Below are 13,054 nucleotides of genomic sequence, written 5' to 3'. Positions count from 1 at the left end.
GGAGCAGGCCGCTCGGACCTACGGCTTCCTCCGGTCACTGAACCTTACTGGGGCACCGATCCACAGTCTCGTGGACTGTATCGCTGTCAATGTATTCCGCTAGTTCCGCCAGTCTACCGAAGAGCGTGGTCAGTTCTCCCCGAACACCGATTTGACGTATTCCGGTAGGTTGGTCGCAGCGAAGGCAGGCACAAACTCCTCGGCTAAGAGTTCACGCTCGTCTGACGCTCCCGACGAGAAGTCCCCCTCAATTACATCTCTACGGCTCGCGACCTTTCTGATGACAGGAGATATGTCGACCTTGGGACTGTGACTCATCGCTTCACCCGTATGGATGTCTTTCATCCACAGTGTCCACCGGAATCCGTCAGTTCCGATTCCCACTAGGTACCGCTGCTTGGTATCGCGAAGGTACTTACAGAACGCGTCCTCCTCAAGATACTCCCGAATATCCTCACTCGCGTGTGTTTTCGCACCAGTCATTTGCTCCCGATTTACCGCCTTCGCCTCAACGATACACACGATAGCCGGGTCGATGTTTTTCAGTAAATAGTCGGGCTGTTTCGGCTCGACTTTCCTATACGTTATTGGCTGGCGGATGAAGTGCGGCCCAATTCCGTCGTATTCCGCTGAGGAGGAACTCAGGTATCCAAGTCCGTGGAGAACCGGTCCAATAAGATACTGCTCTGTGAAGACTTCTGGTGCCTGTTCAACGCGTGCTCCTGAGAACTTCTTCGGACTACGAAAGAGTTCACTGAGCTGACCAGCCTCTCCGAGCTCTCGGAACTTCTGTGGGAACACCTCTAACTGTCTCCTGACCTTCCCCGCGATCTCGTCGTCCTCGGTCAGGGAGGCCAGAGACTGGTTTTCGCTCACTCTCTTACAGCCTCCTCAACGATCTCGATCTCCTCGTCGGTGAGTCCGTATAGCTCGTAGACGATTTCGTCGATCAGTGCGTCCGTCTGCTCGATCTTCTCGTCGAGCTCCTCAGCGCGTTCCTTCGTCTGTAGGTAGTTCTCCAAGTTGTCGCCCACGTCGTCGACGTCGGGCAACTCGATCGCCTTCAACCGGTCGATGAGCGAGTTCGTCTTCGTCGCCGTCTCGCGGAAGTTCGCGAAGCCGCCTGCCTCGTCGACGGCGACCGGTACGAAGTGTTCGATCAGGTCCGCCTCACGCTCGGTGAGATCCGTGATCCGGAACGCCGGCAGGTACTCGGTCTCCGTGTAGCCCCACTGGTCCGTCTCGTGTGCGTCCTCGTCGTCGGGTTTGTAGCGAGCGGTGGCCTCTACGAGGATCGTGTTCGAAGACTCGCGATCGACGCGAGCAGTGCCAACTCGGAGGTTCGAGTGCCTCTCAGTGGTCAGATTGAGTTTGGAACTATCAGGATCTGCTGGCGGCTGATAAAGACCAACCTCGCCTAGCCCACCACGATTAAATTCTAACCCAAGATAATCGAGTAGGTCTAAATTGAGTACTTGTCGGTGTTCCTGATACTCTAACAGGTTGTCTACCCTCTCATCGAGACCCTCATCGATTGATTCCGGTATTTTTAGATCATTCAGGAATCCAGGTTTATATGATCTAAACCCACCTTGTTTCGGTGGGGCAATTCCGCGGTAGATGACTTGTATGAGTTTTGAATTAAGAATACCCAGCAGTTCTAAGTACTTACTGCCAGAGGGCGACTCCAAGCGTATGCTCTTCACTTTGGTGTTGAAGTAGTTCTCGGGAGTATTCCGATCTATGGTAAACTGGTTCTTTTCGGCGATATCGGGTGTCAAAATCTTTGGATTTGTGTATATGTCTTGAGACCGCTCGCACCAAATTTCATACCATTGTTTACCCGAATTGAGAACGTACTCTCGGCCCTCCAAACCTTCTCGATGAGAACAGAAGTGTTCCCAAACATTCGGATAATCTGACTTAAGTTCCGACTCAGAGATTACTGTACCGTCCGATCGATACGGGTAGATACACCTAAGATCCGTTTTGGGTATTTGATATCGCTTGACATCTTTTCCTTTCAGCACCGGCTTGAGTAGGCCCTCCTCAAGCCCTTTTTCATTTGCTTCTGACTTACTGACAAAAAACGCCTCATTATAGCCGGTGTGTATTCCTTCAGAGACCGATTCGGTCACCTGTGCCAGCGATGGGAAATGATCGGGAATCGAGTCCAACAACTTAGCGACATTCGGCGGAATGACGTCCCAAGGTTCAGAACTCAGATCTCCATTATTCAGGTGGTATACGTCGTAATTCTCTATAGAAATTTCTGTGAGATTAGCATATACAGGAGTGTAAACAGGGAAGTCATCTCCTGTACCTTCTTCCGGCGAAATTATGAATATACCAGTATAGTTGATTGCTCCGTCGAAAACCGAGTACTCAGAGAGGTCGATTATGTGATCCACAGTCGCTTTCTCGGATATGAATGAACGCAATCCCTCTCCGTAGGATCTCCTCATGAACATCGTGGGCTGGATGTACCCAATCTTACCTCTGGAAATCCTAACAGACCGCTCTGTGAATAGCAGATATAAATCCCACCTGCCAGTTGTAGACGTATACTCATTATCCGCATACGAGATGAAACTCTCAGAGAGGCTCTTTGTACCAACATACGGCGGATTCCCGACAACCGCATCGAACCCCGCCTCGCCCATCTTCTCACCATCTGAGTTGAAGAACACCTCGGGGAACTCCAGTTCCCAGTGGAAGAAGTCCTGCTCGTTAGCTGTCGCCTGCGCCGCCGTAAACCAGTCTTCCTCGCGGATCTCCGCCCAGTCGGCTTCGTCCTCGATCGCTCCCGCCATCTGCTCGTAGACGTCTTCCGGCACGTCACAGCCGAACTTCTCGGCGGTGTGGACGTTCGCCAACTCGAAGAGGCGCTTGTAGAGGGGATCGTCGCGGATCTCGTTGTACAGTTCCTCCATCGACTTGATCTCGTCGAGCGTCTCGTTGTCGTACGCGAGCAGGTCCGCCATCAGGTCCATCACGTGTTCGAGCGTGTCCTGCCGAACGCGAGCGAACGCCTGTGTAAGCGTGATCTGCCCGTCGTCGTCGTCGCCCGGCCCGTCGTCACTCAGGACCTCCGTGATGTCGCTGCCGACGAGCGAGTTGCCCGGCTTCACGTGGTGATCGAGGAACGCGAGCGGCTGGTCCGCCGCGAGCGTCTCCAACCACATCGAGAGCTTCGACAGCTCGACCGCCATCTCGTTGATATCGACGCCGTAGATGATTTCCTTCGAGATCTGCCGGCGGATGTGCTGCTCGTCTAAGAACCCGGCCTGCTCGTCGAGCGCCCGCACTTCGTCCATCACCTGCTTGGAGAGGTAGCCCGTCGCCTTCGTGAGGAAGTGGCCGGACCCCATCGCCGGGTCGAGGATGCTCAGTTCCTGAATCCGATTGAAGAACTCCGCGGCGTACTCCACGGTCTCGGGTTCGTACCCCTCCGCGCGCAGGTCCTCGTGAATCTCGTCGAGCAGCGGGTCCACCGTCTCCTCGACGATGTACGTCACCACGTAGTCGGGCGTGTAGTACGCGCCCGTCGCCTTCCGCTCGCCCTCGTCGTTGACGACGTACAGCCCGCCCTCGTCGACGACTTCGACCGCGTCCGAAACCGACACCTCGTCACCCGACTTCCACACCTGTCCGCCGTCCTCAGCGACCGCGGCGACGCCCTCCGGCCCCGCGATCCGGAACTCGTGTTCGAGCAGCCCCTCGTAGATCGACCCGAGGTGTCTGGTGTCGAGATCGGCGTAGTCGGCGGGGACGTGTTCTCCCTCGTCGTTCTCTGTCGTCGACAGCCAGAAGATCACCTCTGCGATGTACGGATCCTTCACCTCGTACTCGTTGAGGAACGCGTGGTCCTCACGGCTGAATAGCCCGCCGTTGTACGGGGGTATGTCGAGATCTTCCTCGCCCTCATCGATCAGTTCGAACAGCTCCGTGAGCCGCCCCCAGATCGATGACGAGTAATCGCTGAACTCTCGGTCAAACGCCGCACCCGACTCGACGTCGAGCCCGTCGACCTCGTCGAGTATCTCCTCGCGCTTCGCTTCGAGACTGAAGTACTCCTGATACTCCTCGCTGGCGGCCGGGTCGTCGGGATCGATCAACCCCCGAGACTCGGCATACAGGACGAACATCAGCCGGTAGAGCAGCACCAACGACTGTTCTTTCAGTTCGTCGGCACTGAGTCCGTCCTCGTTGTTGGGATCGATTTCCAGATCGTTCGACTCGACGAACCCCTTTCCGAGAACCCGCAGCGCTCGGAACACGTTGTCTTGGAGGTCCTCCCCCAGTTCCTGTGCGGCCGTCTCCGATTCGGACCACACGTCATCGAGGAAAGAACTCCCGGCCGTCTTGACGAACGCTCCGGGCCGGAAGAAGACGTAGAAGTACTTGAACGCCTCTAGGTTTCCGCTCTCCAGAATCTCCGGCAGGTCGACCTCGTAGTACGTCTGTGTCTCGTAGTCCTTCGTCCCGTAGAGCCGCCACTTCTTCCCGTCGGTGAGGATCCCCCAGTTCAGATCGCCGGGAGTCCGTTCGAGGTAGAACTTGATCTGGTGAGACGCGTCGCGATACGACCGCTGTTCCGAGAAGAATTTCTCGAAGTCTGCGTCCCACTGCTTGGCTTCAAGAATCGACAGCGCCCGAGAGAAGTGTCCTTCCGTGCCGCTGTCGAGCGCCTGCTTGGCGCTCTCCCGGCGCGTGTCCGCGTTCTCGAAGAGCAGCCGGTCGACGTAGCCCCCGCCGTCCGGGAGCGTCACCTCGGAACTCGTGCCGTACCCGAGGATGTCGAGAACCTCGGCGATCCACGTGTCGATCAGTTCGTCTTCCTTGTAGGAGGGCAAGAGCGCTCCCTCCTGATTCCAGAGGTCACGAATCTGTTCGAAGGCTTCCTCAGCCTCCTCGTCACAATCCCACGCGTCGAGATCGGCAACGCGCTCGTCGAGATAGTAGCCAGAGAAGAGGCTGGAGTTCCGGTAGGGACCACTTCCGAGCGTCGCTTGGCTCATTGAATATCAAACCCACACGTCAGCGCGATTAAATAGATGACGGAGCGATTACCAACGCTGGATCGTTCTGATGGAGAGCGAAGGCGATGGTATTCAGATCGTTTACGACTCAGTTCACCCGAAGTATCAATTAGTCCGCTAGAGACCATTCGATACAAATGAACGAAACGACCGCTCGCAAGCTCCTCTCGGAGATCGACGAGCCAACGGAGCCGACGCTCCGAGAGCTACCGCAGACGGCCATCGGTAGCGTTGAGACGGTTCTCTCAGATACAGGCTTTCCTACCCGAGAGGAGGTCAGCCGGCGGCTCTCATACACGTTCTACTACGACTGGGAGACTGACGATCCGGACATCGTCCTCCTCGTTCAGGATCCCGGGAACCTCCACGAACGCCACCTGTCGGAACTGCGTCCGCAGAACCCACTCGCCGGCGAATGTTCGGCTCGCGACCAGATCGGCGTCTACCGCGAGTTTGCCAAGAGCTGGCTGACCGGGCGAAACGCCGACTTCTCAGAGCGTTTTTTCGAGACGCTCGCCCGTCACGATCTCATTTCGCTCCCGAATGGCTGGTACCAGTACGTCGACTCCGGGCAGTTCTATCGAGACTTCTACCTCGGCGACGTCGTGAAGTACCGCGTCGACGGTTTCGGAGTTGCCGCCGAGCGCGCCTCGTATCAACACCTCCTCGAACGGGAACTCCGAGCGTTGAATCCGGAGCTTGTGATCACCTTCGGCGGAAACGCGTGGCCGGCGCTCCGACGCTCGACCACGCCGGAGCCCGTCATGGAGACGGACGCCGATCCAGAGAGTATCATGGCTATCCACGGGATACTCCACCGGATCTCCGATCCGATCGACACCCACGTACTCCCGCTAGCTCACATGAGTGGACAGGTCTGGTGGCGGTTCCCTCCGGACGAGTATATTTCGCGACTCAGCGAGGCGCTTGAAGTGCTCGAAAGCCAGTAGCGAAAACGACGGAGCCTGACACGCATCGTCTCGATATGAGATAGCGACTCAACAGATTGTGGGCAGTCACGAGTTTGGGCGGACTACATGTCGAGATGGGGGCCGCAAGCCTGAAATCTGGCACTACTGCCGACCGTCCAGCACAAGTTCAGTAATATACGCCGACGATCGACGCGGTTATCGCTCCAAAATCGGCGGCTATCAGGACTACTTATTGAGTTGTTGAGAATTTCCTATTTTACCTGGTGAAACAGCTGTTGGCCTAGTGATATTGTGACGAGTTGGCGTACAAGATGGGGGGTGCGTATTTTGACTGAATCAAATTCAATCAGGATAACTAAGCACTCTTCGTGGGGAGTCTGTTTTCGAGCCAGGTTCGACCAGAACTAACCTTATTCTTCAAATCCTCATAGAAATCTCTCATATCTCTTTTTAATATTATGCGTTTCACACGCTTTGTACCAGAAGCATCTATGTTCCGCGGGCGGAGTTTCACTTTTGGTATTATTTTATTCAAAATTCGAACTGAGAATATGTACAACTCTACTGTCCATTTCCAAAAGATCGATGTGCGGAAATATATATAGAACGTGTTATCTAGTCCATGTTTGGTCTTCCCGGGAAGATTACCTAAAGAGTGTTCTCGATCAAAATCTTGGGGATTCACACTCTGAGTCATTGGATCGACTCGATCCCAACAAGAATTACCAGAGAGTTCTACACCTTTGACTACATGCGCGTACTTAACCTCCGTAGAATCGTTGTCACGCGCCGTCCGAATGAAGTTGCTAAATTTGATCGAGATCCAATTCCCTGGCCAATTCTGAGGAGCTAATTTTCCAACCTTTGATCTTCCATGGAAAGGTACTTCCTCTTCACCTGGTTGAATTAGATTCGTCCACTCTCCTTCTTTATCAATTCGCTTCAGAGAGTTTGATCGGACAATATGTCTACGGTGTTCACCTGTATCTGATTTTACTAGAGTTGCGAGTCTCAAGCTCTTCGCCACGCCATTACCGAAGTTGGATACCCAAATGATGGCCTTATCTCCATACCACTCTACGTTTGTCACCTCCAGAACAGCCTCGTGTTGTGCCTCAAGTTGTCTTGCTTGCCGTTTGTAAAGTAGTACGAGAAATAAAGTGAGAACGACAGTCCCCAAACCTGCGATAATTTCGCTCCATTGTTGGAGCCACCATGGCGGATACGGGAACATATATCGATTGAACATCGGTTCCCCTACAAATGTTCCGGCGCAGTATATTATCGAAATGGGCTCTCTGTTACACTAAATCCCTGTATCTTGTACTGGTCGACCTACCAAATCCTGAATATATATTGCTGCTTCACGATCTCTCTGTACAGGACAGCCGATCTCAAAATGCGCTGAGAAGGTAGTGCTATACACAAAACCGCAGTAACCCCCACTTGTTTAATACAGTAGCGTATCCTCGAAAACGTGAGCGAAAACGGACCCACAACCGCGGCGATCTACGCCCGCGTCTCGACGTCGGACCAGGACGTCTCTCGGCAGCTCGACGAGGCGCGCCAACACTTAGAACGTCTCGGTGTGGGAGACATCGAAGAGTATCCAGAGATCGTCTCCGGCGCTGCCGACACCGACACTCGCGAGGTCTACAACCAACTCCTCGATGATGTCGAGAGTAGGGAGTTCGACCTCGTGGTCGTTCACGAAATCAGCCGACTTTCTCGGCTCGGTCCGACTGAGATTCACGAGTTCATCCAACACTGCTTGGAACATGACACTGGCGTCGAGGCCCTCGATGTTGGCCTGAAAATCCATGTCGACGACGGCGAACTCCAGCAGACGATATACAGCATGGTCGCTCGGTTGATGGGCGATCTCGCCCAGATAGAACACCAACAAAAGCTCCAGCGGATACGGTCGGGCGTCCGCGCCGCACAGTCCGCCGGAAAGTGGACCGGGAGACCGCCAGCAGGGTTCGTCGTCGAGGACGGCTACCTCCGCGTTGATCCGGCCGAGTTCCTACACGTCCGGGAGGCCCTCACCCGTGTCGACCGCGGTGAGTCGTTCGCGACTGTCGCCGGTGACACCGGCATCGCCGAGTCGACGCTCCGGAGTCTCCACCAAGATCGGCGCGAACTCTACCTCGGCGGCGAAGCCGAAGACGACCGTGTCGACGAGGCGCTCACCGATGTCCGCCCGCTGGAGGATGTGCGGGCCAAGGATCCCGCCCTCGAAGAGCTGCGCGAACGTGTTAAGCGGCTGGAGGAGGCCACAGACATCGACAACCGCTAGCGCTTCCACTCCTCCCTCTCGTCTCAGTTCCGACACACAAGCGAGCGTGAACCGCCTTGGAGTCAAACTCCAGGGCACTCGGACTGCTCCGCCTGTAGACCTGCTTGACGGTAGGCTCAACGGTTTGTGCTTCTATCGTATCGAGGTGCCTATGTCTCCACCTTCCCACTCCTCGGTCGCGTCGGAAAGTCATTCAGAATACAGTTCGCCCCGTTTCATTTGACAGGGTGTCTCTCTCGGATGTGCCTGTCAGTTATACGCCACTATGGAAACTCAAAACAGACGTTTGGCTGGTGGATTGCTGCCAATCATGTCGGCTTCATCACTCGCCTAAAGGCGAGTGTATTCGCCTTGCCGTCTCTATGATATCTCTCGGCGTACGTCTCGAAGCTGATAACGGAGGCCGACCGCAAGCTCGGAGCTGCGAACTGGACGTCAGCGGCTCCGCGCCTCACGAACGCGACACCCGGCGGAACAGGGCGAGCACGATCACGGCGAGGAAGAGGGCGGCGAGCAGTCCGCCGAAGTCGACGAGGTCCACGCCGCCAGGCTCCTCCGTGGGAGCGTCTCTCCCGGCGTCGTCGCCGGGTTCAGTCGCCGGCGCGGAGCCGCCCGCTTGCGGGGAGCCGCTTCCCGCCGCGGATTCCCGCGCGTCGCCGTCCCCCGCGTCGCCGACGGTCAGGGTCCCGACCGGCGTCCCGTCGAGCGCGATCTCGTACGTCCCGGCGGTCTCGACGGTCCCGCGGAGCGCGACCGTCGCCGTCTCGTTCGGCGTGAGCGCCACGGTCTCGTTCCCGATCGGGTCGCCGTCGGCGGTGAGCGTCACTGTGCGCTCGCCGGCCGCGCCGCCCCCGTTCCGAACGGTCGCGCGCACGGTCACCGCCTCGCCTGGCTCGGTCGCCCCCGGCGTGACCGTCGCGTCGGTCACGTCGAATCGGGGCGCGTGCGCCGCGACCGCGAACGTCGAGAACTCCGTGGTCGTCGCGCGGAAGTGGACGCGGTCCGCCGAGACCCCCGGCGTCCGGGTCGGGTCGTCGATAACCGCGGTCGGTTTTTCTGCCCACTCGCCCGCGTCGGTCTGCCGGTAGAGGGTCACGGCCTCGGGTTCGGCGCCGATCGCGTTGAGGTAATTCCGGTCGGCGCTGAACCGGATCGTCATCTCGTCGACCTCGTCGGGCGCGAAGTCGTGGTCCACGGAGAGGTACGAGATCGGGCGCGGGCTCGTCGGCGCGGCGAGTGCGCTCCCGTTCGCGACCGGGTTGGGACTGCCGACCGCGTTCACCTCGACGCTCTCGGTCCGGACGCCACTCAGGTCGAGCCAGTCGAGAGTGACGTTCCCGCCCGCGAGGTGCATCCCGCCGGCCTCGAACCGAACCGAGCCCCCGCGAGCGACATCGGTCGCGCGGAACCCGCGACTGGTCTCGCTCGGAGACGTGACCGTCACGCTCGGCTCACCGCCGTCGACCTCCCCGGCGGACTCGCCCGTCTCGGGTGATGAATCGGCCATGTCCTCGGGTTCCGCGAGCTCTGCCTCAATCGAGAACTCATTGGCTCCTAGCCGCGTTCCGGCGGTCGCGCCGCGCGTATCGAGCGCGAGGCCGATCGTAACCGTCCCGTTCGGCGCCAGCGTGACGCTGCTCTCGTTGCCCTCGATTGACTCCCCGTCGGCAACGAAGGCGACGGACTCGTTCGGGTACGCGATCCAGACCCGCGCGAACTGCTCGCCCGTGTACGTGATAGTGAACACCTCGTCGATCGTCCCGGTTGCCCCGACGTTGACACCCTCAAAGGAGGGATCTTGGATATTCGGGTTCGACGCCGACACGTCGATCGCAATCTCGTCGTCGTCGTTCAGGTAGGCGTATTGTCCATTCGGACCGTCAGCGGGCTGGACCGCAAGGTTGCCGTCGGCGGCGGTGTCGGCCGGGCCGTCAACCACCGCCGCGCCCGTGGTGAAGATCAGCGAGCCCGCCGCTACGAGCAGCAGGGTGAGAGTCAGGGTGCGGCGGGCGGTGGGCATCGCTGTGTTACGGGCTGTTATAGCTCAGATATCTTGATAACGCGGTGCCTGAAACAACTGAAGGGGTTGCTTGAAACTGGTGCGAGTCGAACAAACGATATTATTCACATTTACAGAGCGAACTGAGACAAATAAAACACATCGAAGTCGAGTATCAATTAACACGATCGGCGCGTCTTAGCTAACTTGCGGGCCGTCGCGACCGCGAGCAGTTCCGTAATAGTCCCGTTTCAGACATATTGACGGCCGATCCCCCCGCCAAACACGTTTCTCGGAGGTTACGTATTGAATCAAACACGCGGGACTGTATCGGGGTCGACGTCCACCGGCGAGGGTGTACTGGGGCCATTATTCGTGACCATACGCGTTATCCGAATACGTGGGGGCATCAGTATGCCAAATGATTCTTGATCGATTCTAACAACCACAATTCGGTCTATTCCCGTTCGGCTCTTCGGGTTCCAACCCCCCCTTTGGAACCCCTTCGAAACCCCGTTTGGAACCCCCCATTTTCAGACTATATGTATCCAGTCTATATGCTCTGTAGGAGATCCCGCGACTGAGGGTTACAACTCACCTAACGCGACCTCACAAGGAGAAGAGCGAGCTATCCAAGCGGATAATCCTATTTGTCCGGATTACCGGGGGGTGACTGCTCGTCTTCTACTGCCGTACTCTCCAGAGAGATTTCGCCAGAGAGTTTGTCACCCGCATTAGCCGCGTCAACGCGGAACGCAATATCAAGCGCCTTGCCGGGAGCTAGATGTTTGGCTGTTATACTCGCCTCTTCCTGAGTGTCATCCACTACGAAGTGTTTTTTATTCCGCCCTGTTGGCTGCCAACTAACGAACCACTTCATAGAGGAGTGTCCGATTTCGGCCGAGTCCCAGCTGTATGTGAACTCAACAGTTTGAGGTTGTGATCCCTGGTTCACCACTTGTATGGCGGGTGTTTTCACTTTCCCAGCAGAATTCCAGTCACCAAACTCGCGACTTGAACCAGCTTTGACTCCCTCATCGCCATCTTCCGCTTCCTCTGCGGCATCAATAGCTAATTTACCGTTCTTAATTTGGATGGCGTCTCCCGAATATGGAACTTTGAGTGATAACAACGCTTGATCGTCAGGGACAACCTCAATCGACACTTCGCGTTCAAGACGTACACTGCTGAACGCACCAGTACCCGATGCCAACATTCCCCCTCCAGTGACCCCGACTAACCCGAAAAGATAGGTTCGTCGTTTCATATGGTTTAGGAGGCCAAGTCGGTTTTTTGAATATTCACCAAATCAAAAGTTGCTGAATCTTCTTCTCTTAGAATAGGGAAGAAAAATCAGCACTTTCGTATTCATTGCCTCTCGCAGCGTGAATTGTTAGTGTTCCACCTGCGGCACTGTCTGTGGACCCGTTTGTTTCCATCGTCAGGTCAACAGTGAATGAATCTGGTTCCACCAGTTTGGGGGCATTAACTGGGTCGGTGTAGTCTTCAGCAAGTAGCGACTGCGGGCTGCTCGATAGGCCTGTTCCTCCAACAGCCTCAATTTCAAGATTATCTAGATTAAAACCAGACGTAGTACATATAATTCTCACATCACCTCCCGCTGCCTGGTTTGCGACTTGGAATACGTTATCAAAGTTGTATTCTGAATCTGGATTTAGCCCCTTTCCATCTCCGAGAGCACCCTGTGAATTACTACTACTGAAGTCTAATTCGAGCTGGCCATCGCCAGTTCCGGAGGCGTAGGGGCCATTAGCGGAGATTCCAACGTAACCACTAGAGTCCGCGGCAACGTTAACCTGCGTAGTCCGTTGGGCAGATGCAGTAGTGAACGCGCCCGTGCCTACTGCAGCAGCGCTACCTGAAGCCAATGCGCCCAGACCGACGATGAATTTACGACGACTTGCCATTGTTATTCGTGGTGCGCCTGTTGTGGCGCACTCAACTCATCACATGGACAGACACCCATATCGTATTGAGCCGCGTGAAAACACATCAGGCAGGGGTGAGAGTTTCAGGGGGGGTCTGAAGCCGGGTTCTGGGCACCGCTGAATATATTCAATCAGAGCTTGAAACAACCGCAATATCCGCAAAGTAGTCTTCACGCACATCCTGAACGACCCTAACATCTCAAATATGACGTGCTATCTCGGGTTGTGGGGCCTAATGAGAGTCCTATTTGTTAAAATATAGTTTATCTTATAGGAATTCCCATACTCCCCCCTATAGAATTCGTTGTAACTAAAACCACCTCAAACGAGCGGCCTGTGACCGCCGTACACCCCGCGCGGCCGAGGTCTTACTCCTCGGCAGCGCGGTCGTCAAGCGGATCGGGCATGGGGAGGTCCTCAACGTCGTCGTTGATCTCCTCCGCAGAGAGGTCCGACCCTTCAGCGAGGAATTCACTCACGCGATCGTCGAGGTCCCCGACAGCGTCCTCGAACGCTTCGAGTTCGGCGTCACTCATGGACTCCTCCCGCCAGTCGGATCCGGATTCAGATCGTGCCATTTCTCGAACCTCCGGAGCAGCGTGTCGGCGTGCTGCTCGATGTACGCGATACAGTAGCGCTGCGCCCGTATTAAATTAGATAGGATGTTAATAATGCCTATTTATTCACAAAATTAACGTTCGTGATCTCAAACCGTGCTCCACCGTCCGTCCCGTCCGTAACGCGAATCTGCCAGTCGTGAGCATCAACAATCTGTTTGACAATATTCAGTCCGAACCCGGTTCCATTTGCCGACTGCGAGTAGCCCACCTCAA

Annotated in this window: 9 protein-coding genes and 1 pseudogene; 3 read left to right on the top strand and 7 right to left on the bottom strand. The window is 56.2% G+C overall.

All coding sequences use genetic code 11. The features are described 5' to 3' along the window. A pseudogene (locus EXE41_RS17585) lies at positions 1-103 on the top strand (IS1595 family transposase); the annotation flags it as partial. Between the two features lie 26 nt (positions 104-129). Here the strand turns inward: EXE41_RS17585 and EXE41_RS19425 are convergent. Both EXE41_RS19425 and EXE41_RS17575 read right to left on the bottom strand, forming a co-directional pair. Continuing rightward, positions 130-876, bottom strand: coding sequence for a hypothetical protein (locus tag EXE41_RS19425; protein WP_199240900.1), 747 nt, complete (start codon positions 874-876; stop codon positions 130-132). Then, positions 873-5,021: an Eco57I restriction-modification methylase domain-containing protein gene (locus EXE41_RS17575; RefSeq protein ID WP_137691665.1), complete on the bottom strand. Its 4,149-nt coding sequence runs from the start codon at positions 5,019-5,021 to the stop codon at positions 873-875. Before EXE41_RS17575 ends, EXE41_RS19425 begins: the two co-directional genes overlap by 4 nt. 158 nt (positions 5,022-5,179) lie before the next feature. On the opposite strand from EXE41_RS17575, the gene EXE41_RS19755 reads away from it, so the two are divergent. Together EXE41_RS19755 and EXE41_RS17565 are read left to right on the top strand one after the other, a co-directional pair. Next, a complete protein-coding gene (locus EXE41_RS19755) occupies positions 5,180-5,992 on the top strand; it encodes a uracil-DNA glycosylase family protein (RefSeq protein WP_241987280.1) in 813 nt (270 codons plus the stop codon). A gap of 1,459 nt (positions 5,993-7,451) precedes the next feature. Further along, positions 7,452-8,273 carry a recombinase family protein gene (locus tag EXE41_RS17565; RefSeq protein ID WP_199240899.1) on the top strand — a complete coding sequence of 274 codons (822 nt, stop codon included), beginning with the start codon at positions 7,452-7,454 and terminating at the stop codon, positions 8,271-8,273. Between the two features lie 451 nt (positions 8,274-8,724). Here the strand turns inward: EXE41_RS17565 and EXE41_RS17560 are convergent, their stop codons facing one another. The 5 genes from EXE41_RS17560 to EXE41_RS17540 form a co-directional block, all read right to left on the bottom strand. Further along, on the bottom strand, positions 8,725-10,293 hold the full coding sequence (locus EXE41_RS17560) for a CARDB domain-containing protein (RefSeq protein WP_137691664.1): 1,569 nt from the start codon (positions 10,291-10,293) through the stop codon (positions 8,725-8,727). 625 nt (positions 10,294-10,918) lie between these two features. Beyond that, positions 10,919-11,539 carry a hypothetical protein gene (locus tag EXE41_RS17555; protein ID WP_137691663.1) on the bottom strand — a complete coding sequence of 207 codons (621 nt, stop codon included), beginning with the start codon at positions 11,537-11,539 and terminating at the stop codon, positions 10,919-10,921. Between the two features lie 67 nt (positions 11,540-11,606). After that, on the bottom strand, positions 11,607-12,200 hold the full coding sequence (locus tag EXE41_RS17550) for a DUF1102 domain-containing protein (protein ID WP_137691662.1): 594 nt from the start codon (positions 12,198-12,200) through the stop codon (positions 11,607-11,609). Positions 12,201-12,589: 389 nt separating this feature from the next. After that, the gene (locus EXE41_RS17545) at positions 12,590-12,757 is read right to left on the bottom strand and encodes a hypothetical protein (protein ID WP_206750861.1); all 168 of its coding nucleotides are present in this window, start codon (positions 12,755-12,757) and stop codon (positions 12,590-12,592) included. Positions 12,758-12,896: 139 nt separating this feature from the next. Beyond that, positions 12,897-13,054: HAMP domain-containing sensor histidine kinase (locus tag EXE41_RS17540; RefSeq protein WP_137691660.1), on the bottom strand; the 158-nt coding region annotated here is incomplete at its 5' end.

The sequence above is a fragment of the Halorubrum sp. SD690R genome (genome assembly GCF_005435035.1).
GTDB lineage: Archaea > Halobacteriota > Halobacteria > Halobacteriales > Haloferacaceae > Halorubrum > Halorubrum ezzemoulense.
The sequence above is the reverse complement of the archived record's forward strand: the minus strand, read 5'-3'. Positions and strand labels throughout refer to the sequence as shown.